Source organism: Streptomyces sp. OfavH-34-F (genome assembly GCF_022347745.1).
In the GTDB taxonomy this organism is placed as follows: domain Bacteria; phylum Actinomycetota; class Actinomycetes; order Streptomycetales; family Streptomycetaceae; genus Streptomyces.
Genome location: NZ_JAKRGC010000011.1, coordinates 34,718 through 58,532, shown reverse-complemented (window position 1 = coordinate 58,532; position 23,815 = coordinate 34,718). Strand labels below are relative to the sequence as shown.

Annotated in this window: 18 protein-coding genes; 7 read left to right on the top strand and 11 right to left on the bottom strand. The window is 69.6% G+C overall.

What is annotated here, in order from left to right; genetic code table 11:
* Positions 1 to 68 precede the first annotated feature (68 nt).
* The 10 genes from MHW47_RS04370 to MHW47_RS04325 form a co-directional block, all read right to left on the bottom strand.
* The gene (locus MHW47_RS04370) at positions 69 to 1,574 is read right to left on the bottom strand and encodes an amino acid permease (protein WP_239221275.1); all 1,506 of its coding nucleotides are present in this window, start codon (positions 1,572 to 1,574) and stop codon (positions 69 to 71) included.
* Between the two features lie 162 nt (positions 1,575 to 1,736).
* On the bottom strand, positions 1,737 to 3,713 hold the full coding sequence (dxs, locus tag MHW47_RS04365; RefSeq protein WP_239221274.1) for a 1-deoxy-D-xylulose-5-phosphate synthase: 1,977 nt from the start codon (positions 3,711 to 3,713) through the stop codon (positions 1,737 to 1,739).
* A 160-nt stretch (positions 3,714 to 3,873) separates the two neighbouring features.
* Positions 3,874 to 5,166, bottom strand: a complete 1,293-nt coding sequence (locus tag MHW47_RS04360) for a sugar ABC transporter permease (RefSeq protein ID WP_239221273.1) — start codon at positions 5,164 to 5,166, stop codon at positions 3,874 to 3,876.
* Complete coding sequence (locus MHW47_RS04355) at positions 5,163 to 5,951, bottom strand: ATP-binding cassette domain-containing protein (protein ID WP_239221272.1); 789 nt, start codon at positions 5,949 to 5,951, stop codon at positions 5,163 to 5,165. Before MHW47_RS04355 ends, MHW47_RS04360 begins: the two co-directional genes overlap by 4 nt.
* A gap of 227 nt (positions 5,952 to 6,178) precedes the next feature.
* Positions 6,179 to 7,243, bottom strand: coding sequence for a sugar ABC transporter substrate-binding protein (locus MHW47_RS04350; protein WP_374230052.1), 1,065 nt, complete (start codon positions 7,241 to 7,243; stop codon positions 6,179 to 6,181).
* A gap of 123 nt (positions 7,244 to 7,366) precedes the next feature.
* Entirely contained in the window at positions 7,367 to 8,566 is a 1,200-nt protein-coding gene (locus tag MHW47_RS04345; RefSeq protein ID WP_239221270.1) for an ROK family transcriptional regulator, read from the bottom strand.
* Between the two features lie 197 nt (positions 8,567 to 8,763).
* On the bottom strand, positions 8,764 to 9,690 hold the full coding sequence (locus MHW47_RS04340) for a carbohydrate ABC transporter permease (protein WP_239221269.1): 927 nt from the start codon (positions 9,688 to 9,690) through the stop codon (positions 8,764 to 8,766).
* 12 nt (positions 9,691 to 9,702) lie between these two features.
* Positions 9,703 to 10,626: a carbohydrate ABC transporter permease gene (locus tag MHW47_RS04335; RefSeq protein ID WP_239221268.1), complete on the bottom strand. Its 924-nt coding sequence runs from the start codon at positions 10,624 to 10,626 to the stop codon at positions 9,703 to 9,705.
* 39 nt (positions 10,627 to 10,665) lie between these two features.
* On the bottom strand, positions 10,666 to 12,114 hold the full coding sequence (gene ngcE / locus MHW47_RS04330) for an N-acetylglucosamine/diacetylchitobiose ABC transporter substrate-binding protein (RefSeq protein WP_239221267.1): 1,449 nt from the start codon (positions 12,112 to 12,114) through the stop codon (positions 10,666 to 10,668).
* 384 nt (positions 12,115 to 12,498) lie between these two features.
* Positions 12,499 to 13,137: a histidine phosphatase family protein gene (locus MHW47_RS04325; protein ID WP_239221266.1), complete on the bottom strand. Its 639-nt coding sequence runs from the start codon at positions 13,135 to 13,137 to the stop codon at positions 12,499 to 12,501.
* Positions 13,138 to 13,427: 290 nt separating this feature from the next.
* Here MHW47_RS04325 and MHW47_RS04320 point away from each other — a divergent pair, with 290 nt between their 5' ends.
* Positions 13,428 to 14,600: an alpha/beta hydrolase gene (locus MHW47_RS04320; protein ID WP_239221265.1), complete on the top strand. Its 1,173-nt coding sequence runs from the start codon at positions 13,428 to 13,430 to the stop codon at positions 14,598 to 14,600.
* Here the strand turns inward: MHW47_RS04320 and yicI are convergent.
* Positions 14,569 to 16,821: an alpha-xylosidase gene (gene yicI, locus MHW47_RS04315; protein ID WP_239221264.1), complete on the bottom strand. Its 2,253-nt coding sequence runs from the start codon at positions 16,819 to 16,821 to the stop codon at positions 14,569 to 14,571. The two genes, MHW47_RS04320 and yicI, sit on opposite strands and share 32 nt — an antisense overlap.
* A 266-nt stretch (positions 16,822 to 17,087) precedes the next feature.
* Here yicI and MHW47_RS04310 point away from each other — a divergent pair, with 266 nt between their 5' ends.
* The 6 genes from MHW47_RS04310 to MHW47_RS04285 all read left to right on the top strand — a co-directional run bounded on the left by MHW47_RS04310 (position 17,088) and on the right by MHW47_RS04285 (position 23,674).
* On the top strand, positions 17,088 to 18,317 hold the full coding sequence (locus tag MHW47_RS04310; RefSeq protein ID WP_239221263.1) for a sugar ABC transporter substrate-binding protein: 1,230 nt from the start codon (positions 17,088 to 17,090) through the stop codon (positions 18,315 to 18,317).
* 12 nt (positions 18,318 to 18,329) lie between these two features.
* The gene (locus tag MHW47_RS04305; protein ID WP_239221262.1) at positions 18,330 to 19,289 is read left to right on the top strand and encodes a carbohydrate ABC transporter permease; all 960 of its coding nucleotides are present in this window, start codon (positions 18,330 to 18,332) and stop codon (positions 19,287 to 19,289) included.
* Positions 19,290 to 19,294: 5 nt separating this feature from the next.
* The gene (locus MHW47_RS04300; protein WP_239221261.1) at positions 19,295 to 20,149 is read left to right on the top strand and encodes a carbohydrate ABC transporter permease; all 855 of its coding nucleotides are present in this window, start codon (positions 19,295 to 19,297) and stop codon (positions 20,147 to 20,149) included.
* A gap of 8 nt (positions 20,150 to 20,157) precedes the next feature.
* Entirely contained in the window at positions 20,158 to 21,537 is a 1,380-nt protein-coding gene (locus MHW47_RS04295) for a GH1 family beta-glucosidase (protein ID WP_239221260.1), read from the top strand.
* 232 nt (positions 21,538 to 21,769) lie between these two features.
* Positions 21,770 to 22,627 (top strand): VCBS repeat-containing protein, encoded by an 858-nt coding sequence (locus tag MHW47_RS04290; protein WP_239221259.1) that lies wholly within the window; start codon positions 21,770 to 21,772, stop codon positions 22,625 to 22,627.
* 138 nt (positions 22,628 to 22,765) lie between these two features.
* On the top strand, positions 22,766 to 23,674 hold the full coding sequence (locus MHW47_RS04285) for an FG-GAP repeat domain-containing protein (RefSeq protein WP_374230051.1): 909 nt from the start codon (positions 22,766 to 22,768) through the stop codon (positions 23,672 to 23,674).
* Positions 23,675 to 23,815 lie beyond the last annotated feature (141 nt).

Below are 23,815 nucleotides of genomic sequence, written 5' to 3'. Positions count from 1 at the left end.
GGGCCGCGCACGGTGCGGCCGGGGGCGTGAGCGTCACGGTGCGGCAGGGCATGGGCGGGGCCGCGGGGTCAGCGGCGGGTGCGGTGCAGCTTGCTGTGTGAGCGGCCGTACGCGAAGTAGATGATCACACCGATCACCATCCAGATCCCGAACCGCAGCCAGGTCTCGGCCGGCAGGTTGAGCATCAGCCAGACCGACGCGGCCACCGACAGAATGGGGATCAGCGGCACCAGCGGCGTGCGGAAGGCGCGGTGCAGGTCGGGACGGGTGCGGCGCAGCACGATGACGCCGAGCGCGACGACCACGAAGGCGAAGAGGGTGCCGATGTTCACCAGCGTCGCCAGCTCGTTGATGCTGGTCAGCCCGGCGACGACGGCGATGATCACGCCGAGCAGGATGGTCGGGCGGTACGGGGTGCGGAAGCGCGGGTGGGTCCGGGAGAAGAACGTGGGGAGCAGGCCGTCGCGGCTCATCGCGAAGAAGACCCGGGTCTGGCCCAGCAGCAGGATCATGCAGACCGTGGTGAGGCCGACGGCGGCGCCGAAGCTGATGACGCCCGCGTAGAAGGGGTGCCCGACCGCCTTGAAGGCGTCGGCGAGCGGGGCGCTGACGGACAGTTCGGTGTAGTGCTGCATCCCGGTGACGACGATCGAGACCGCCACGTACAGCACGGTGCAGATGAGCAGGGAGGCGAGGATGCCGCGCGGCATGTCGCGCTGCGGCAGCTTGGTCTCCTCGGCGGCCGTGGCGACGACGTCGAAGCCGATGAAGGCGAAGAAGACGATGGAGGCGGCGGTGAAGATGCCCATCACGCCGAAGTTCGTCGGCGCGTAGCCGAAGATCAGCTGGACCAGCGGGGCGTCGAGCCCCGATCCGGAGGGCTGCGGCTCGGCCTCGGGGATGAACGGCGAGTAGTTGCCGGTGTCGATGAAGAACAGTCCGGCGACGATGACGATCAGGACGACGGCGATCTTCACGGCGACGACCACGGTGGTGACGCGGGCGGAGAGCTTCATGCCCAGCACCAGGATCACGGTGAGCAGCAGCACTAGGGCGGTGGCGAGGATGTCGAAGCCGAATCCTTCCGCCACGTCCGGGCCGGACAGCACGTCCGGCAGATGCCAGCCCGCGTTGTCCAGCAGCGAGCGGACGTAGCCGGACCAGCCGACCGCTACCACGGCGGTGCCGAGCGCGAACTCCAGCACGAGGTCCCAGCCGATGATCCAGGCGACCAGTTCGCCGAGCGAGGCGTACGAGAAGGTGTACGCGGACCCGGCCACCGGGACCGTGGACGCGAACTCCGCGTAGCACAGGGCGGCCAGGGCGCAGACGACGCCGGCGGCGACGAAGGCGAGGGCGGTGGCCGGGCCGGCGGTCTCCTTGGCGACCTTTCCGGTGAGGACGAAGATGCCGGTGCCGATGACGACGCCGACCCCGAAGACGGTGAGGTCGAGGGCGGAGAGCGACTTGCGGAGGGCGTGCTCCGGCTCCTCGGTGTCACGGATGGACTGCTCGACCGTCTTGGTCCTGAACAGCCCGTCTCCGCTGGGGGGCAGGTCCTGCTGCGTGCTCACCGGCGTACCTCCACGCACTCGTCGTGCACGCCATGATTCGGAGCCCGCACCCGCACCGGTGCGCGGCACGCCTGCCGGGGCCGGATTTCACGCGAACGGGCCGGTCGGACCACTCGTTACGGGTGGTCCGACCGGCCCGTCCGGCCGAAGCGGTGGTCCGGGTCAGTCCGCGACGTGCTCCGCCACGGTGCGCTGGGCGCCCGTGTCGTAGCGGCCGTCGAGCTTGGCGACGAGGCCGGTGACCTGGCGGGCGATGTCCGGGGCGGTCAGCCCGATCTCGGCCATGACCTCCTTGCGGGAGGCGTGGTCCAGGAAGACCGGCGGGATGCCGAAGTCGCGCAGCGGGACGTCCACGTCCGCGTCGCGCAGGGCCTGGGAGATCGCGGAGCCGACGCCGCCGGCCCGGCTGTTGTCCTCGACGGTGACGACGACGCGGTGCTGCGCGGCGAGCGGGGCCATGGCCTCGTCCACGGGCTTGACCCAGCGGGGGTCCACCACGGTCGTCGAGATGCCCTGGGCGTCGAGCAGGTCGGCGATCTCCAGGCACATCGGGGCGAGGGCGCCGATGGACACGAGCAGGACGTCGGGCTTGGCGGCGGCGGGCTTGCGCAGCACGTCCATGCCGCCGACCGTGCCGACGGCCTTGACCGAGGGGCCGACCGCGCCCTTGGAGAAGCGGACGACGGTGGCGGCGTCGTCGACCTCGACGGCCTCGCGGAGCTGGGCGCGGACCTGGTCGGCGTCGCGCGGGGCGGCGATGCGCAGGCCGGGGACGACCTGGAGGATCGACATGTCCCACATGCCGTTGTGCGAGGCGCCGTCCGTACCGGTGATGCCGGCCCGGTCCAGGACGAAGGTGACGCCGCACTTGTGCAGGGCGACGTCCATCAGGACCTGGTCGAAGGCGCGGTTGAGGAAGGTCGCGTACACCGCGAAGACGGGGTGCAGTCCGCCGGTGGCGAGGCCGGCGGCGGAGACGGCGCCGTGCTGCTCGGCGATGCCGACGTCGTAGATCCGGTCCGGGAACTCCTTCTCGAACTTGGTCAGGCCGACCGGCTGGAGCATGGCCGCGGTGATGGCGACGATGTCCTCGCGCTCGTGGCCGAGCTTGACCATCTCCTCGCCGAACACCGAGGTCCAGTCGAGGCCGGAGGTGGCGACGGGCAGGCCGGTGTCGGGGTGGATCTTGCCGACGGCGTGGAAGCGGTCGGCCTCGTCCTGGAGGGCGGGGGTGTAGCCGCGGCCCTTCTCGGTGAGGCAGTGCACGATGACCGGGCCGCCGAAGCGCTTGGCACGCTGGAGCGCGGACTCCAGGGCCTCGATGTCGTGGCCGTCGATGGGGCCGACGTACTTCAGGCCGAGGTCCTCGAACATGCCCTGCGGGGCGATGAAGTCCTTGAGGCCCTTCTTGGCGCCGTGCAGCGTCTCGTACAGCGGCTTGCCGACGACGGGGGTGCGCTCCAGGAGGTCCTTGCCGCGGGCGAGGAAGCGCTCGTAGCCGTCGGTGGTGCGCAGGGTGGCCAGGTGGTTGGCGAGGCCGCCGATGGTGGGCGCGTAGGAGCGCTCGTTGTCGTTGACGACGATGACGAGGGGGCGGTCCTTGGCGGCGGCGATGTTGTTCAGCGCCTCCCAGGCCATGCCGCCGGTCAGCGCGCCGTCACCGATGACGGCCACGACGTGGTCGTCCTTGCCGCGTACCTCGTTGGCCTTGGCCAGGCCGTCCGCCCAGCCGAGGACGGTGGAGGCGTGCGAGTTCTCGATGACGTCGTGCTCGGACTCGGCGCGGGAGGGGTAGCCGGACAGGCCGCCCTTGCTCTTGAGCCTGCTGAAGTCCTGGCGGCCGGTGAGGAGCTTGTGCACATAGCTCTGGTGGCCGGTGTCGAAGAGGACCTTGTCCTTCGGCGAGTCGAAGACCCGGTGCAGGGCGATGGTCAGCTCGACCACACCGAGGTTGGGTCCGAGGTGGCCGCCGGTCTTGGAGACGGCATCGACGAGGAAGGTGCGGATCTCCTCGGCGAGCTGCACCAGCTGCTCGGGGGTGAGGCGGTCGAGGTCACGCGGTCCGCCGATGCCGGTCAGCAGATCTCCTCCGTCGCCCACCACCGCCCGTGCGGGACGCGCTTCGCGCGGCTGTGTCACCGTGCCTCCTTGCGATTGTGCTGGTCGAGCATGCCGATCCGATGAGTCTAACGGCCTCCCTCCGGAGCGGGGGGCGGGGCGTACCGCCCCCGTCCGCGCCGGAGCCCGGCGCCCCTTCGCGGGACGCCGGGCTCCGGCGGGCGGGACGTGCGTACCCGCGCTAGGCGCGGCCTGCTGTCTTCTGGGTCTTGCGGGAGACCGAGTCGATGATCACGGCGATGAGGAGCACCGCGCCGGTGATCATGTACTGGATCGCGTTGGACGACAGGTCCATCTGGTTGAGGCCCTGGACGATCGACTGGATGACCAGGATGCCCAGCAGCGCGGACCAGACCTTGCCGCGTCCGCCGAACAGGGACGTACCGCCGATGACGGCCGCGGCGATGCACATCATGAGCTGGTTGCCGCCGCCGAGGGAGCGGTCGGCGCCGCCGGTCGCGGAGGCCAGGAAGAGGCCGCCGACCGCTCCGAGGGTGCCGGAGATCATGAAGACCGAAATGCGGATCCAGGACACGTTGATGCCCGCCCGGCGGGCCGCCTCGATGCCGCCGCCGACCGCGAAGACCTGGCGGCCGTAGGTGGTGCGGCGCAGGACGAAGTCGGTGACGACCAGGATGCCGAGGAAGATCACCAGGGAGAGCGGGAGGCCCTGCTCCTGGTTGAACCCGTACGCGGCCAGCAGGCACAGGACGGCGAGCAGCGCGCTGCGCAGGATGATCTCGCTCTGCGGGCGGTACGGCAGCTCGGCGGCCTTGCGGCGGCGGGAGTCGCGCAGCTGGGCGAGGTAGAAGGCGATGATCACGACGACGGCGAGGCCGTAGGCGGCGGCGATGTCGCTGAAGTAGTAGCTGGTCAGGTCGCGGACGAAGCTGCCGAGCGGGGTGGTGATGGTGGACTTGTCGCCCATCACCCAGGTCTGCATGCCGGCCCAGCCCAGGAAGCCGGCCAGGGTCACGACGAACGCGGGCACGCCTATCTTGGCGAAGACGATGCCGTGGAAGGCGCCGATGAGCGTGCCGGACAGGATGCCGAGCAGGATGGCGAGGGAGTCGGGCATGTCCGTGGCGAGGACGGCCCAGACCGAGCCGGCGAGTCCCGCGACGGAGCCGACCGCGAGGTCGATCTCGCCGAGCAGCAGTACGAAGACGATGCCCACGGCCATGATGCCGGGGCCGGTCGCGTACAGCGTGATCTGGTCGAGGTTGTACGAGGTGAGGAAGTTGCCGGTCTCCAGCTGGAAGACGATCCCGATGACGATGAGGCCCACCACGACGGGCAGCGAGCCGATCTCGCCGGAGCGGACCTTGCGCTTGAACTCGATCCAGTAGCCCTTGAAGCCCTGCTCGCGGACGAGCAGGCGGGGGTCGACGGTGGTGACCGCGCCGGCCGCCGGCGCCTCCGGGGCGTCCTCGGGGGCCGCGGCCTGGGCCGGGGTCTCGTTGATGTTGCTCACTTGGATGCCTCCGCGCTGCGGGACTTGCGGCGGGTCACGGCGTTGTCCGTGGCGCCCGTGATCGCGGCGATGATTTCTTCGTGGCTGGTGCTCGCCACGGGGAAGGTGCCGTTGTTGTGGCCGAGCCGCAGCACGGCGACCGTGTCGGCGACGGCCTTGACGTCCGCCATGTTGTGGCTGATGAGGATGACGCCGAGGTTCTGCTCGCGCAGCCGCTCCACCAGGTCGAGGACCTGGGCGGTCTGCTCGACGCCGAGGGCCGCGGTGGGCTCGTCCAGGATCACGATCTTGGGGTTGCCGACCAGGGCGCGGGCGATGGCCACGACCTGGCGCTGGCCGCCGGAGAGCGCGGCGACCGGGATGCGGACGCTGGGGATGCGGATGGAGAGGGTGGACAGGAGGTCCTGGGCCCGCTTCTCCATGGCGACCTCGTCGAGGATGCCGCCCTTCTTGATCTCGCGTCCGAGGAACAGGTTGGCGACGACGTCCAGGTTGTCGCAGAGCGCGAGGTCCTGGTAGACGGTGGCGACGCCGAGGTTCTGGGCGTCGTGCGGGCGGCTGATGTCCACCTTCGCGCCCTCCCACTCGATGACGCCCTCGTCGATGGGGTGCACCCCGGCGATCGTCTTGACCAGCGTGGACTTTCCTGCACCGTTGTCGCCGACCAGGGCGACCACTTCTCCGGCGTGGACTTCGAGATCGACACCGGAGAGGACCTGGACCGCTCCGAATCGCTTGAAGACCCCACGCAACGCCAGCACGGGCGTCTTTGACACGTGAACCATCTCCTTCGCCGCCTGACCCGGCGGGGATGTGCCGCCTGACCGGCGGAGACGCCGAGCCGCGGGGGCGGGTCGGCGTACGGGAAGTACGGGGGTGAGCGTCCGGCACCCGGCGGCAGCGGGGTATGAGCCGACCGGGGCCGGACAGCTGGGGGGACGGGCGGGCTCCGGCGTGCGGAGCGGTCACGCCCGTACGCGCCGGGGCTCGGGGGCCCCGGCGCGGAGGGGGACTACTTGATGCCCAGCGCGGCGCACTTGTCGGCGATGTCCGCGACGCAGACCTTGGAGACCTCGTAGATGCCGTCCTTGATCACGGTGGACTGGATGTTGTCCTTGTTGACCACGGTCGGCTCGAGCAGCGTGGAGGGGACGCCGTCCGTCTCGCCCTGGGCGCCGATGTCCTTGCCCTGGAGCAGGTTGACGGCGAACTGGGCGGCCGTCGGGGCGAGCTGCTTCGGCGACTTGTAGATGGTAAAGGTCTGCGTACCGGCGATGATCCGCTGGATGCCGGGGAGTTCGGCGTCCTGGCCGCCCACCGGGATGTCCTTGATGCCGGCGTTGCCGAGGGAGGTGATGATGCCGCCGGCCATGCCGTCGTTGGCGGAGTAGACGGCGTCGATCTTGCCCTTGCCGACCGAGGAGATGGCGGCGGTCATCTTCTCACCGGCGATCTTCGGGTCCCACTCGCCGGACGCCTCGTAGGCGATCTTGGTCTTGCCGTCGAGGGACTCGTGGGCGCCCTTCTTGAACAGACCGGCGTTCGGGTCCTTCTCGTCGCCGTTGATCATGACGACGTTGGCGGAGGCCGCCTTGGAGCCGAGGGCGTCGAGGATGGCCTGGCCCTGGAGCTTGCCGATCTTCTCGTTGTCGTGGCTGACGTAGGCGTCGGCACCGGCGATGGCGCGGTCGTAGGCGACGACCTTGACGTCCTTCTTGTGCGCGGCGTCGATCCAGCCGGCGGCCTTCTCGGCGTCGACCGAGGAGATCGCGATGACCTTGATGCCGTCGGCGATCTGCTGCTCGAACTGCTGCTTCTGCTGGCCGACGTCACCGGCGGCGTTCTTGTAGACGACCTCGCAGTCGGCGCAGTTCTTCTTGACCGCCTCGACGAACAGCGGCTTGTCCAGCGTCTCGTAGCGGGCGGTCTTGTTCTCCGGGAGCAGCAGGCCGATCTTGGTCTTGCTGCCCGAGTCCGCCGAGTCCTTGTCGTCGCCGGCCTTGCCGCACGCGGCGAGGGAGACGGCCATCGAGACGGCGGCCGTGCCTATGACGATGCGTCGCGTCATTGCGTTCATTGGGGGTTTGCCTCCCTGACGAGGCCGCAACGTCGCGGCCGAGGTGGCTGGAAGTCAACTCGGCCGCACGAGCGACGTCAAGGAGTAAATCCTTAACGAGATGACAACGGTGCCATCCGTTATCTAAGTGAAGGCAGGGGCCGCCGCGGGCGTGGCGTTCTCCAAAAGGGTGGAATCGCCCATCTCGCTCAGCACCAGGGCCAGCGCCCCCAGCACCTCCGCGCGTCCCCCCAGGGCCCCGGGCAGCACCGAGAGCTGCCGCGCCGCACTGGGAATGGCGTACCGGGACACCGAATCGCGGATGGGCCCGAGGACCAACTCCCCCGCCTCGGCGAGCGAACCGCCGAGTACGACCCGGCTCGGGTTCAAGAGATTGCAAAGGTTGGCGACACCGCTTCCGATGTGCCGCCCGACGTCGCCGATCACCCGCCGGCATCCCGGGTCGCCCTCGCGGGCCAGCTGGACCACCCGCTCCATGGTGAGATCGGGGCCGTGGCTGGGCTGGAGCAGCGGCAGGACGTAGCGCGCGGCCGTGAAGGTCTCCAGGCAGCCGCGGTTCCCGCAGCGGCAGACCGGGCCCGACTCGTCCAGGGTGATGTGGCCGATCTCGCCGGCCGTGCCCCCGGGGCCCCGGTAGATGTGGCCGTCGATGACCAGGCCCGCGCCGACGCCGCTGGCGACCTTGATGTACGCGAGGTCCTTGACCCCCCGGCCGCTCCCCCACACCAGCTCGCCGAGGGCGCCGAGGTTGGCGTCGTTGTCCACGTACACCGGTACGCCCAGGCGCGAGGACAGCTCCTCGCTGGGGTTGATGCCCGTCCAGCCCGGCAGGATCGACGTGGAGCCCAGCGTGCCGGACTCCACGTCGATCGGGCCGGGTACACCGAGCCCCACCCCGATGACCTTGCCCGGGCTGATCCCGGTCGTGTCGATCAGCCGGTTGACCAGTTGTTCCGCCCGTCCGAAGCCCTGGGCGGACGAGGCGTCCACGTCCAGCGGCTCGGACTCCTCGGCGAGGACCTGGTGGGCGAGGTTGCCCACGGCCACGCGCAGGTGGGTGTGGCCGAAGTCGACGCCGATCACGATGCCCGCGTCCCCGCTGAGCGAGACGCTGCGGGCCCGCCGGCCGCCGGCCGAGGTGGGGGTGACCTCGACCGTGCCGCTGTCCTTCAGTTCACGAACGATGTTGGAGACCGTGGCCGCGGACAGGCCCGTACTCCTGGCGATCTCCGCCTGGGTGAGCGATCCCGCCATGCGTACGGCGCGCACGACCCGCTCGAGGTTGGCGCGATGCAGAGACGTCTGCGACCCGGGAGTCTCCATCGACTCACTCACTCCTGCCATATTCTCTAACATGTGAACTCTAAGCTGACCGTTTTGGGGTCCTCCCCGTCAAGACCTGAGCGCGGGCGGTCCGGGGTCACGGCCACCGCCGCGCAGGGTTCGGACAGCACGCGAAACCGCCCGTCGGACGAGCCGACGGGCGGTTTCGGGGTTTTCGGGCTTCGAGAGGTGAACGCCTACTTGAGGGCGCCGGCGGTGAGGCCCGCCTGGACCTGGCGCTGGAAGATCGCGTACACGGCGAGGACGGGGATGATGGCGATCATCATGCCCGCCATCAGGGCGCCCCAGTCGTTGTCGTAGCCCTGCTGGAGGGCGATCATCGCGAGTCCCTGGGTGAGGACGTACTTGTCCTCGTCCTGGTCCAGCACCATGGGCAGCAGGTACTGGTTCCACTGGCCCAGGAAGTTGAAGATGCCGATGCTGATGAGGCCGGGCTTGGCCATCGGCAGCATCACCTGGAAGAACGTCCGGGTGTGCGAGGCCCCGTCGATCATCGCCGCCTCCGCGACCGACGCGGGCAGCGTGCGGAAGAACGCCGTCATGAAGAAGACGGTGAACGGCAGCGAGTAGGCGATGTAGACCAGGATCAGCCCGTGGTAGGTCGCCAGGAGCGAGCCGCCGGGGAAGTCCCGCAGGACGAAGAAGAGCGGGATCACCAGCATGAACACGGGGAAGGACATGCCGGCCACGAACAGGTAGTAGATGAACCTGTTCCCCGGGAACTGGAACCGGGCCAGCACATAGGCGGCCATCGAGCCGAGCACCATCGTGCCGATGACCGAACCGCCCACCACGATGGCGGTGTTGATGAAGTAGCGGCCCATGTGCGCGTCGTTCCACGCGTTGGACCAGTTCTCCCAGTGCAGCGTGGTCGGCAGGCCCCACGGGTCGGTGAGGATGCCGTTGCTGTCCTTGAACGCGCTCCACAGCACCCACAGCAGCGGCACGCCCACCATCAGCGTCCACACGACCAGCATGCCGTGCGAGAAGACGTTGAGGACGCCGCCCTCGCCGCTGCCCCCGCGCTTGGGGCGGACGGGCCGGGCCGTCTCCGTCGTGACCGGGTCCTGCTTGGCCACGGCCTCTGTTTCGTCGATCGTCATGCGCCCGTACCCCTAGAACTCGATTCGCTCACGCCGCGCGAAGCGCATGGTGAGCACGGCGAAGGCCATCGTGACGATCAGCATCGCGATACCCATGGCGGAGGCGTAGCCGAACTGGCTGTCGCGGAAGGCCGTCTGGAAGAGCCGCAGCGGCATGACGTCGGTGGCGCCGTCCGGCCCGCCCATGTTGACCGACATGATCTGCACCAGGGCGAACGCGTCGAGCGCGATGATGCCCATGTACACCCAGCCGGTCTGCACGGTGTCCCACAGCAGGGGGACGGTGATCCTGAAGAAGGTGTCGAACCGGCCGGCGCCGTCCAGCAGCGCCGCCTCGTAGATCTCGCGCGGGATCGACGCCATCGCGGCGGAGAAGAGCACGACGTAGAAGCCGACGTTGCTCCACACCATGACGGCGCTGATGCACCACAGGGCGATGCTCTTCTCGCCCAGCCACGCGTTCTGCAGCGAGTCCAGCCCCACGCTCCCCAGGAACGAGTTGAGCATTCCGTCGTTCGGGTCCGGGTTGTAGATGTTGAACCAGATCACCGCGATGATCGTGATGGAAATGACCTGGGGGAAGAAGAAGACGAACTTGTAGAACTTGGAGCCGGCCACGCCGGTGACCACTTCGTTCTTCTTGCGCCGTCCGCCGACATTCAGCATGAAGGCGAAGAAAAGACCCATCCCCAGCGTGATCACGGGGATCAGCGCGAGCATGTAGATGTTGTGGCGCAGCGCATTCCAGAATTCGTCGCTCTCCCAGAGCCGCTGGAAGTTGTCGAGCCCGACGAACTCGGCCGTCCCGACCAGTCCCGACCAGTCGGTCATCGAGATCTGGAACGCCTGGACGAAAGGTGAGATCACAAAGATCGCGTAGACGATCAGAGGCAGGGCCAGGAAGCCCGCGACGAATCGGTACTTGCCGTGTTGCATGGTGTTTCCCGGCCCTTCTCCTCGGTTTCGGGGCGCTGCTCAGGAAGTGCGCTTGAACTTGGTGACCGAGTCGTCCTTGGCCACCTTGTCGCAGGCCTCCTGGGTCTTCTTGATCCAGTCGGCCGCCTTCAGGTCACCGGTGAGCAGCTGGCCCGTCAGGCCGCCCATCTTCTCGTCCGTCAGTGCCGGGTACCACTCCTGGAGCTGGCAGGTGACGAGGTTGCTGCCGGCCTCCTTGAAGACGGAGCTGGCCGAGGCCAGACCGGGCGAGAGCTTCATCCCCTCGGTCGCGTCCATCACGCAGGTGAGGGACTTGACCTTGGTGGCGAAGTTCTGCGCGTGCTTCTTGGAGAGCATGATGCGCAGCAGTTCCATGCCGCCGACCGGGTTCTTGCCCTTGCTCGGCACGATGAACGGCTCGCTGGGCTCGGCGCGCAGGGTGCCGTGCGGCATCTTGTCGCCGGTCCCGTCGAAGAGCGCGCCGACGGCCATCCCGAAGTCCTCCGGGGTGGTCGGGGCGGCCTCGTTCTCGACCCAGGAGCCGTTCGGGATGAAGACGGCCTTGCCCTTGGTCCACTGAGTCTGGGACTGGATGTGGGTGAGGCCCTGGCTGCCCTCCAGGAAGTACTTTTTGGCGGCCAACTCCTCGTAGTGCTCGATGACTTCCTTGACCGCGTCGTTCTTCGTCCACGCGTTCGGCTCGAGGTTGTCGATCGCCATCCAGGCGTCCATGCCGCCGATCTTGGCGATCTGGGCGAAGAGGTTGAAGTGGACGTAGTACGGGTACTTGCCCGCGTACGTCCAGGGCGCGATGCCCTCCTTCTTGATGTCGCCGCAGAGCTTGACCATCGCGTCGAGGGTCTTGGGGTACTCCCAGCCCTTGGCGTCCATCAGCTTCTGGGAGTACCAGGTGCCGTAGATGGTGAAGGCGTAGTACAGCACGTCGAAGGTCTCGCCGTGCAGCCCCTTCTCCAGGGTGCTCGGGTGGATCGTGTCGCGGACCTTCTTGGCCGGGTCGTCGATGGAGCCGGCGTCGAGCAGCGCCTTCAGGTCCTGGAGCTGGCCCTGGGCGGAGAGTTTGTTCATGTTCAGGTGGTCGGCACCGGAGTTGTCGATCACGTCCGGCGGGTTGCCGCCCGCGAAGCGCGGGGTCAGCTTGGGGCCGACCTGCTGGGTGCCGGTGTGCTTGACCGTCGCCCCGTACGTCGACTTGTAGTCGGCCTCCGCGTCCTTGGCGTACTGGTCGCCCAGACCGCCCTTGAAGATGAACGCCTCGAGCGCCGCGCCCTTTTCCACACCGAGGGGGTTGGTTGCGGAGGTCTTGCCGGCCGGCGCCTTGGTCTTCTTCTCGTCGCTGCCGCCGCCACCGGTGGCGCAGCTCGTCAGGAGACTCATCGTCGGCACGGTGATCAGGCCAATGGCGGCGGACCGCTTGATCAGATCACGGCGTCCGAGACCCTCATTACCGTGAGCGGAGGTGGATCCCATGCTCAAGTCCTCGCCTTCTCCAGGACTCAGGCGGTGTATCGGTCACCCAGCGAGAATGTGCCTCGGCAAAGGGCCCCGCCACCGCGGTCAGTTGAAGCTGGATCATTCTGGCCACGGGGAGCCTCCGGCACGCCGCGTACTCGTTCGTACGGACCGCTTCCGATTCCCCCTGGACCGCCGCCGACTACCTCGGCTATGCGGACGCCGACAGGTATAGTCCACTTCTCGTCAACTACGCAAGATCGAATGCGGACTTACGAAAGAGTCTTTCCCTACTTGAGACCTAGGGCAGGCCCTTAGGGCGGGACTGTGGCCGTTGGTTCGCGCGATCCTCTTACGGAACCGGCCCGTTGACCGGCTTATTGGTCCAGTCCAATCATCGGGTCAGTCGTGTTCCGGGGCCTGCGGCGGCGGGAAGAGGCTCCGCGGCAGCGCCACGTTCCACGCGGTGACGACCGGGTTGCCGTGTTCCCGGCCCAGCCGCGACACCGCGCCCGTGGCCAGCTGGAACAGGGCGCCCCCGGCCGGGGAGAGGCCCAGGTAGCGGGCGGTCAGGACCCGCAGGAAGTGCGAGTGGGCGACGAGCGCGATGTCCCGGTCACCGGCCCGCGCAGCCGCCTCGGCCACCTGCGCCAGCACCCGGTCGGCCCGCTCCCCCACCTGGGCGGGGCTCTCCCCCGGATGCTCCGGCGGCCCGGCCGCCACCCCGTCCGTCCAGAGGTTCCAGCCGGGCCGGGTGCGGTGGATCTCGTCCGTGGTGACGCCCTCGTAGCCGCCGTAGTCCCACTCGCGCAGCTCCGGGGTGACCCGGGGCGCGGCGATCCCGGCGAGTTCGGCGGTGCGCAGGGCCCGGGCCAGCGGGCTGACCAGGGTGAGGGCGAGGGAGCGCTCGGCGAGCAGGGGGGCCAGGGCGCGGGCCTGGCGTTCACCGAGGGGGGTCAGGGGCAGGTCGGTGTGGCTGGTGTGCCGCCCGTCGCGGGACCACGCGGTCTCGCCGTGCCGGATCAGGATCAGTTCGCCCATGTGAAGGCCGTCCGCTCTCAGTGCCGTAACCGCTCGCGCCGCGCGGGGTGCGCGCCCGCCGCCTCACGATCCCACTCCGGGCCGGGCGCGCGGCGCGGGCGCGCCCTACCCGGCCCTGATCCGCCGGACAGGCCCTACGCGCGCGGCCCCCAAATTCTTCGGTCCGGAGTCAACGGACGTTGCCGAGAACGTCGTTGATGCCCCGGGCGGGCGGCGGAACACTGGTGGGCGCCGCCCTCCGCCGGGGGCGCGTCCGCAGGCAGTGCCGGCTGCCGTCCCAGGGAGGTGCCGTGCCCGTCGGATATCTGATCCCCGTCGCCGTCGCAGCGATCGGAACGCTGTGCGCGCTGTGGCCGGTGCCTTGGGAGCGTCCGCTGGGCCGCCCGGCCTACTTCTTCGGCCTCGCCGCCAACGAGCTGCCGTTCGCCGTCTTCTTCTGGATGCTGCTGGTCCCCACGGCGATGGCCTTCGCCCAGGACGACGTCCGGGACTCGCCGGGCGCCTGGGCGATCGTCGCGCTGGCCGCCGCGACCGTGCCCGGCCTCGCGGTCGTCGCCCACCGCGCCGGGGGCGAGCGGGCGCGGATCGAGCGGGCGATGACGGCGGAACTGGGCGAGGGGTGGCGCGCCTCGATCGACGCGGACCTCGCCCGGGGGCTGCGCCACCGGCCGCCGTGGCCGCGGATCGTGTTCCTGCCGATCCTGCGCCGCCACCCCGGCGTGCGGCGGGTGGGCAACCTGTCGTACGGGGACGCGGGGCGGCGCCAGCTGCTGGACGTGTACCACCACCGCGCCCGGCCGCGGGGCGGGCCGGTGCTGATCCACATGCACGGCGGCCACTACAGCGGGGGCCACAAGAACAGCCAGTCGCTGCCGCTGCTGCACCGGCTGGCGAGCCGGGGCTGGGTCACCATCAGCGCCAACTACCGGCTGAAGCCGCAGGTCCGGCACCCGGAGCACATGATCGATCTGAAGCGGGTGATCGCGTGGGCGCGGGAGCACGCCCACGTCTACGGGGCGGACGCCTCGACCGTGTTCGTCGCGGGCAGTTCGGCGGGCGGCCACATGGCCGCGATCGCCGCGCTGACCGCCGGCGACCCCGCGTTCCAGCCGGGCTTCGAGGACGCCGACACCTCGGTCAGCGGGGTCGTCGTCCTCAACGGCTTCCTGGGCTCGTACTGGGACCAGGGCCCCGAGTCGTCGCCGCTGGGCCACGCCCGGCCGGACGCGCCCCCGATGTTCGTCGCGCACGGCGATCTGGACCCGCTGGTGCCGGTGGCCGGCATCCGGGAGGTGACCGACGGGCTGCGGGCCGCCTCCGCGAACCCGGTCGTGTACGCCGAGCTGCGGGGCGGCCACCACGCCTTCGACCTGTACCACTCGCTGCGGTTCGAAGCGGTGGTGGACGCGGTCGAGGCGTTCACCGCGTGGGTCAGATCGCGGGAGAGGGAGCGCCGGGCGTGACGGTCACCGCCCGGTGGGGCCGGTCCGTGTCCGCCGACACGTGGAGCGTGCCGTCCTGGTGGGTCACCCGGTAGGTGGCGGCGGGGGCGCCGGTGAGGTCCGGGACGGTCACCGTGCGGGTGAAGTCGCCGGTGCCCTCGGGGGCGTACGCGCGCAGTTCGAGGTGGTCCGTCCAGTCACCGTCGGGGCGTGAGGTGTCCGCGCCGAGCGGGAGGACCGCGCCGGGCCGGACGAGCAGCGGGAGGCTGTCGAAGCCGTAGGTGTCCCGGTGCCAGGCCGGGCCGGTCACGGTCTCGCCGGTCAGCAGGTGGGTCCAGGTGCCCTCGGGGACGTAGTACTCGACCTCGCCGTCCTCGCTGAAGACCGGGGCGACCAGCAGGTCCGGGCCCAGCATGTACTGCCGGTCGGCGGTGCGGGCGGCCGGGTCGTCCGGGAACTCCAGGAGCATGGGCCGCATGACCGGGACGCCGGTGCGGTGGGCCTCGACGGCCGCCCCGTACAGGTAGGGCATCAGGCGGTGCTTCAGCTCCGTGAAGCGGCGGGCGACCTCGACCGCCTCGTCGCCGAACTCCCACGGCACGCGGTACGACGAGGAGCCGTGCAGCCGGCTGTGCGAGGAGAGCAGGCCGAAGGCGAGCCAGCGCTTGAAGACGGCCGGGTCGGGGGTGCCCTCGAAGCCGCCGATGTCGTGGCTCCAGAAGCCGAAGCCGGAGAGCGAGAGGGACAGGCCGCCGCGCAGGGACTCCGCCATCGCCTCGAAGGAGGACCAGCAGTCACCGCCCCAGTGCACGGGGAACTGCTGGCCGCCGGCCGTGGCGGAGCGGGCGAACAGGACCGCCTCGCCCCGGCCGCGCTCCTCCTCCAGGAGTTCGAAGACGGCCTTGTTGTACAGGTGCGTGTAGTAGTTGTGCATGCGCTCCGGGTCGGAGCCGTCGTGCCAGACGACGTCGGTGGGGATGCGCTCGCCGAAGTCGGTCTTGAAGCCGTCCACGCCCTGGCCGAGCAGGGTGCGCAGCTTGCCCTGGTACCAGGCGGTGGCCTCGGGGTTGGTGAAGTCCACCAGGGCCATGCCGGCCTGCCACTTGTCCCACTGCCAGACGTCGCCCCCGGGGGTGCGGACGAAGTAGCCGCGGGCCGCGCCCTCCTCGTACAGGGGGCTCTTCTGCGCGATGTACGGGTTGATCCAGACGCAGATCCGCAGGCCCTTGTCCTTGAGCCGGGCGATCATGCCCTCCGGGTCGGGGAAGACGTCGGCGTCCCACTCGAAGTCGCACCACTGGTACTCGCGCATCCAGAAGCAGTCGAAGTGGAAGACGGAGAGCGGGATGCCGCGCTCGGCCATGCCGTCCACGAACGAGGTGACGGTGGCCTCGTCGTAGGAGGTGGTGAACGAGGTGGTGAGCCAGAGGCCGAAGGACCAGGCCGGGGGCAGGGCCGGGCGGCCGGTGAGCGCGGTGTAGCGGGCCAGCACCTCCTTGGGGGTGGGCCCGGCGACGACGTAGTACTCCAGGGTCTGGTCCTCGACGCTGAACTGGACCTGGCCCACCGCTTCGGAGCCGACCTCGAAGGAGACCTTGCCGGGGTGGTTGACGAAGACGCCGTAGCCGCGCGAGGACAGGTAGAACGGCACGTTCTTGTACGCCTGCTCGCTGCTGGTGCCGCCGTCCGCCTGCCACATGTCGACGGCCTGGCCGTTCTTGACGTACGGGGTGAACCGCTCGCCGAGGCCGTAGACGTTCTCCCCGACGCCGAGCGCGAGCTGGGCGAACACGTGGTGGGCGCCGTCGCCGGTGGAGGCGAAGGCGGTCCCCTTGCGCCCGGCGGAGGTGAGCGTCCGGCCGTCCGCGTCGCGGAACTCCAGGCCGAAGGCGCCGGAGGTCGGCAGCCGGAGGGTGAGGGGACCGCTGGTCAGCTCGGCGGCGCCGTCGCTCTCGCGGGTGACGGCGGAGGCGTCCCCGGCGGCGCCGGGCAGCGCGAAGTCCGGGCCGGGGTGGCGCCGGCCCGCCAGATGGGTGATCCGGACGCCGATGACGCCCTCGGCGGGGGCGTGGGCCTCCACGGTGATCAGCGGCGCGTTCAGGGTGTCCCCGCGCCGTGTCACGCGCTGGACCGCGGCGTACGCGGTGAGACGGTCGGTGCCGAGGCGGAGGTCGCGGAGTTCGGTGGCGTACGAGGCGTGGACACCGTCTCGCATCTGCCAGAAGCCGTCGGTGAACTTCATGGGGGGTCCGTTCCTGTGGGTCCTGATTTGATCGTACACAAAACAAATGGTTTTCGAAGCGCTTCGATTTGCCTTGCGGAACCTACGAATCCGCCTGATCGCGGGGCGGGAGACCCCCTCTGAGCGGGCATGTTGCCCCAGTGTGACGTGCGCGTCACCAGGACGGTCTAGAAACGCCGGGCCACATGACGTATTAGTACTGGCAGCAAACAAATCGGTCGGACGGCAGCGCAGCCGTCCGGGCCCCGCCGACAAGAGGCAGCAGAATGTCGAACCGCTTCACCCCTCGGGTCGCCGTCCCGCTCACCGTCGTGTCCGCGCTGATCGGCGGTGTGGTCCTGACGGGCTGCGGCCAGCAGCGGGATCCGGACGTCTACACCGTTCTGAACTCGTCGACCGACGAGTCCTACCACCGCTGGGACGCCCAGACGCTGGCCCGGTGCAGCGAGCGGCTCGGAGTGACCATCGAGCAGCAGAGCGTTCCGGCCTCGCAGGTGATGACCAAGGCCCTGCGGATGGCGTCGTCCAAGTCACTGCCGGACGTCCTCCAGCTGGACGCCTCCGAGATGCCGACGTTCGCCGAGGCCGGCGGGCTGATCCCGCTGAAGGACCTCGGGCTGAGCACGAAGGACATCCCCGGGGGCATCGTGGACTTCGGCTCCTACGAGGGCACCTACTACGGGGCCGCGCGCACCGTGAACACGCTGGCCCTCTTCTACAACAAGGACACGCTCGACAAGGCCGGGCTGAAGGCCCCCACCACCTGGGACGAGATGCGGGAGACCGCGAAGAAGCTCACCCACGGCCGGCAGTACGGCATCGCGCTCAGCGCGGGCGGCGCCGAGGACGGCGTCTTCCAGTTCACCCCCTTCATGTGGTCCAACGGCGGCGACGAGACCGAGCTGAACAGCCCCGAGGTCGTCGGGGCGCTGGACTACTGGAAGAGCCTGCTGGCGGACGGATCGCTGTCCAAGTCGACGGTGAACTGGACCCAGGCCGACGTGAACGACCAGTTCATGGCCGGCAACGCCGCAATGATGATCAACGGCCCCTGGCAGGTCGAGACCCTGAACTCCAAGAAGGGGCTGAACTGGGGCATCGCCGAGATCCCGGTCCCGAAGGCCGGCGACGACTCGGTGGGCCCGCTGGGCGGCGGCGTGCTCACCGTGCCCAACACGGGCGACGAGAAGCGCGAGAAGAAGGCCGCCGAGATCATCGGCTGCATGTCCGGCGAGCAGGAGCAGATCACCTACGCGCTGAACAGCTGGATGGTCCCGGCCAACGCGAAGGCCGCCGCCGTGTGGCGGACGAAGGTCCCGGAGCTGGACGCCCTGGCCGACCAGGTCGCCACGGCCCGGTCGCGCACCGCCAAGCTCGGCGCGCGCTGGTCGTCCGTCTCCCTCGCGCTGCAGAGCGCGTTCCAGTCCGCCCTGACCGGCGAGTCGAGCGAGGCCGCCCTCACCCGGGCCCAGAAGCGCGCGACGAGCGGGAACTGAGGTATCCGAACCATGTCGACCCCCACCGCTTCCGCGACCGCGGGCCCGGCGCCCGCCGTGCAGAAGGCCGCGAAGCCGCCGAACCCCGCCCGCATCCGCCGCCGCAGGCGGCTCGCCCAGTGGGGCTTCATCGCCCCCGCCGTGATCTTCATGGCGCTGTTCTTCGGCTATCCGCTCGTCCGGAACATCGTGATGAGCTTCCAGGACTACTCGCCGTCCACGTTCTTCACGGGCGAGTCCCCGTTCAACGGGACGGACAACTGGAGCAAGGTCTTCAACGACGAGCTGTTCGGGAAGGCCCTGTGGCACACCATCCTGTTCACCATCGGCTCGCTGATCGGACAGTTCGGCATCGGCCTGGCCCTGGCGGTGTTCTTCAACCGGCGCTTCCCGCTCAACGGGGTGCTGCGGTCGCTGATCCTGCTGCCGTGGCTGGTGCCGATGGTGGTCTCCGGTGTCGTCTGGCGGCGCATCCTCGACCAGGACACCGGCGTCCTCAACTCGTTCCTGGGCACGATCGGCCTCGGCGGTGACACCCCCTGGCTGACCAGCACGAGCATGGCGCTCACCTCGGTGATCCTGGTGAACATCTGGATCGGCATCCCGTTCAACATGGTGATCCTCTACGGCGGCCTCCAGGAGGTCCCCAAGGAGCTGTACGAGGCCGCCGCGCTGGACGGCGCGTCCGCCTGGCGCACCTTCCGCTCGATCACGCTGCCGATGCTGCGGCCGGTGATCACGGTGGTGCTGGTGCTCGGCTTCATGTCCACGGTGAAGATCCTCGACCTGATCCTCGCGCTCACCGACGGCGGACCCGCCGACTCCACCCAGACCCTCGGCACCCTCACGTACCAGAACTCCTTCGTCCAGCTGGACTTCGGGGCCGGTGCCGTGGTCGGCAACATCCTGATCCTGATCTCCGCCGTCTTCGCGGTGTTCTACCTGCGGGCCAACCGCAACGAGGGGAAGTGACCGGCATGGCGAGCACCGTGCGTACCCCCGCCGCACCCACGCGTCCGACCGGCCGGCCCAAGCGCCGCTGGGGCGCCACGGTCTTCGGCCTCCTGGTGCTGGGCGTGATGCTGTTCCCGCTGTACTGGATGGTGAACACCGCGCTCCAGCCCGACTCCGGGCTGCTGGAGGTCGATCCCGTCCCGCACGGCCTGGACCTGTCGGGCTTCCGCTCGGCGCTCACCGACCAGGGCGGCAACCTGCTGACCTCGCTGGCGGTGGCGCTCGGCGCGGTCGCCATCTGCCTGGCGATCTCGGCGCCCGCCGCGTACGGGCTGGCGCAGTTCAAGCTCCGGGGCACCAAGACCGTCGTCTTCGGCACCCTGATCACCCAGATGGTGCCGGGCATCGTCATCGCCAACGCCCTGTACAGCGCGTACGTGGACCTGGGCCTGGTCAACTCGTACGCCGGGCTGATGCTGGCCGACGCCTCGCTGGGCATCCCGTTCGCGATCGTCCTCATGCGGTCCTTCATGGTCGCCATCCCCCGCGAGGTGATCGAGGCCGCCGAGGTGGACGGGGCGGGCCGGCTGCGCACCTTCGTCCGGGTCGTGCTCCCGATGAGCCGCAACTCGCTCATCACGGCCGGACTGTTCGCCTTCCTGTACGCGTGGAGCGACTTCATGTTCGCGCTGACGCTGAACACCACGGACGACGTCAAGCCGATCACGCTCGGCATCTACCAGTACATCGGCGCGCACGTCGGCGACTGGGGTTCGGTGATGGCCGCCTCCGTGCTGTCCGCCGTCCCCGCGGCCGTCCTGCTCGTGCTCTCGCAGAAGTACATCGCCGCCGGGATCACCGGCGGCTCGGTCAAGTAAAGGCAGCCATGACTGAGTTCCCGACCTTTCCGCCCGGATTCGTCTTCGGCGCGGCCACGGCCTCGTACCAGATCGAGGGCGCCGCGCGGGAGGACGGCCGCGGGCCGTCCATCTGGGACACCTACAGCCACACGCCCGGCCGCACGGACGGCGGCGACACGGGCGACGTGGCCTGCAACCACTACCACCGCTACCGCGAGGACGTGGCGCTGCTGCGCGATCTCGGCGTCGACTCGTACCGCTTCTCCATCGCCTGGTCCCGCATCCTGCCGGAGGGCTCCGGCGCGGTGAATCCGAAGGGCCTGGACTTCTACTCCCGGCTCGTCGACGAGCTGCTGGAGGCGGGCATCGAGCCGGCCGCGACCCTCTACCACTGGGACCTGCCGCAGGCCCTGGAGGACCGGGGCGGCTGGCGGGTACGGGAGACGGCCGAGCGGTTCGGCGAGTACACGGCGATCGTCGCCGAGCACCTGGGCGACCGGGTGCCGCGCTGGATCACCCTCAACGAGCCCTGGTGCAGCGCCTTCCTGGGCTACTCCGTGGGCCGGCACGCCCCCGGCGCGCAGGAGGGGCGCGGCGCCCTGGCCGCCGCCCACCACCTGCTCGTCGGCCACGGCCTGGCGATGACGGCGCTGCGCGCGGCGGGCGTCCGGGAGGCGGGGATCACGCTCAACCTGGACCGCAACGTGCCGGCCACCGGCTCGGACGCCGACCGGGCCGCGGTGGTCCGCGCGGACACCCAGCACAACCTGGTGTGGACGGAGCCGATCCTCGCGGGCCGCTACCCGGCCACCGAGGAGGAGACCTGGGGCGAGCTGATCACCGGGCAGGACTTCCGGCGCGAGGGCGACCTGGAGCTGATCTCCCAGCCGCTGGACTTCCTGGGCATCAACTACTACCGCCCGATCGTGGTCGCCGACGCCCCGCACCGCGAGCCCGACCCGGCGCTGCGGGTGGCCACCGACAACCGGTACGCGGAGGCGCGGTACCCGGACGTGCGGCGCACGGCGATGGACTGGCCGGTCGTCCCGGAGTCCTTCACCGATCTGCTGACCGCGCTGAAGGACACCTACGGGGACGCGCTGCCGCCGGTGCACATCACGGAGAACGGCTCGGCGGAGTACGACACCGTGGAGCCGGACGGCTCGGTGCGGGACGCGGACCGGGTGGAGTACCTGCGCACGCACCTGGCGGCGCTGCGGTCCGCGATGGACGCGGGCGTCGACGTGCGCGGCTACTACGTGTGGTCGCTGCTGGACAACTTCGAGTGGGCGCTGGGGTACGCGAAGCGGTTCGGGATCATCCGGGTCGACTACGACACCCTGGAGCGCACCCCGAAGGACAGCTACCGCTGGTACCAGCGGCTGATCGCGGCGCACCGGGCCTGACACCGGTACGCCGCCGCACGAGCGCCCCGTCCCGCCGCCCTTCGCGGCCGGGCGGGGCGTTCGCCGTTCACCCCGGGTGTCCGCATATCGGGGCGAAGGACGGGTGGTGGCCGCATTTCGCCAAACCCTTGGAGACGTGAGGGACTCGTGAAAGGATCACCCTCAATTCCGTGGCGTGTCCCCGTATCCCGCGGCGCGTCACGCCTCGTCCCACCATCGATGGAGAACACACGTGGCCAAGATCTCTGGCCGTCGGCCCGGACGGGCTGTGACCCGTCTCGCCGCCGCCGCGATAACCGCGGCCCTGGTCGTCACCGGCGCCTCCGCCGCCTCCGCCTCCGCCGCCGAAGTGGGTGACGCTCCCCTGTTCGGCCTCTCGGGCGTCGACGGCAGCAACAACGCTTACTCCTACGCCCCGCTCGGCGACGGCACCCTTACCCCGCGCACCAAGATCGACAGCGGCTGGACGGGCCTCGCGTTCGTCGGCCAGGTGGACCACAACGCGGACAACCTCGCGGACGGCCGCTGGCAGCTCGGCACCTCGGGCAACATCTGGTACTACGAGGGCAACGAGGCGGGCAAGAAGGTCGGCTACGGCTGGGACATCTACAACACCGTCGTCTCGGTGGGCCAGTTCGGCGGCGCCGAGGGCGGTGACCTGTTCGCCCGCGACACCAAGGGCGACGTGTACCTGTACCTGGGCTACGGCGACGGCCGCGTCACCAAGCGCCTCAAGGTCGGTTACGGCTGGGACATCTACACCCAGATCGCCGGCAACGGCGACCTGAGCGGCGACGGCAAGAACGACATCGTCGCCCGCGACAAGGCCGGCGTCCTGTGGCTCTACAAGGGCACCGGTGACCAGAAGGCCCCGTACGAGAAGCGTACGAAGATCGGCAGCGGCTGGAACCAGTACAACACCCTCTTCGGCGCGGGCGACCTGACCATGGACGGCATCACCGACCTGGTCGCGCGCAACACGAAGGGCGAGCTGTACCTGTACCAGGGCACCGGCGACGCCGCCGCCCCGTACAAGGCGAAGGAGCTCATCGGCACCTCGGGCTGGAACACGTACCGCCTCTTCTTCTGAGTCCGGTCACAGTGGTTACAGAGTCATGACGAAACGTGAAGGTTTCGTACCCGGAATCGTGACACGATTCGGCTGAATCGGTGGCCCGCCGCCCATGTGCGGCGGGCCGCCTCCCACTTCACGATCCATGGAGTACTTGTGGCCAAAACCACTGGCCGGCACCACATGCGCATAGCCGCTCGCGCGGCAGCCGCGGCGCTCACCGCCGCCCTCGTCGCCACCGGCACCTCCGCCGTGGCAGCCGACGCCCCGCAGCCCACGCTCGGTGCGGCGGCGGACCAGCCGTCCGCGGCGCCCGCTCAGGCAGCCGCCGCGGTCACCCCGCACTTCTCGCTCTACGCCGTCAACTCGGCCGGTACCGCGTACGCGTACGGCCCGAACGGCAAGGGCGGTCTCACCGCGCGCGAGACGATGGGCTCGGGCTGGGTCGGCGTCTCCGCGATGATGCAGGTCGACAACCAGGTCGACGGTGAGAGCGACGGTCTCTGGTTCCGCGAGGACAACGGGGACATGGGCTACCTGAAGTTCGACTCGTCGGCCGTCAAGATCGGCTACGGCTGGAACATCTACAAGAAGATCGTCTCCCCCGGCCAGATCGGCGGGGCCGCCGCGGGTGACATCCTCGCCGTCGACTCCAAGGGCGACCTCTACGTCTACCTCGGCTACGGCGACGGCCGCGTCACCAAGCGCATCAAGGCCGGCTACGGCTGGGACATCTACACCCAGATCGCCGGCAACGGCGACCTGAACGGCGACGGCAAGAACGACGTCGTCGCCCGCGACAAGGCCGGCGTCCTGTGGCTCTACAAGGGCACCGGAAGCCAGAGCGCGCCGTTCGCCAAGCGCACGAAGATCGGCAGCGGCTGGAACACGTACAACACCATCGTCTCCACGGGTGACATCACCCTGGACGGCAAGACCGACCTCCTCGCCCGCAAGGGCGGCGAGCTGTACCTGTACAAGGGCACGGGCAACGCCACTGCCCCGTACGCCCCCAAGGTGCGGGTCGGCACCAGCGGCTGGGACAGCTACAAGTTCCTGTTCTGAGCCGTCCTGACGGTTCCCTCCGGAACATGAGAGAGGGCCGCGTCCCCGTTGTCGGGGGTGCGGCCCTTTCGCGTGTCCGGGGCTTCTGGGCGCCTGCGCGGGCCGCCGCTCCCCCGGAGGCGGGACGGGAGAACCCCGCGC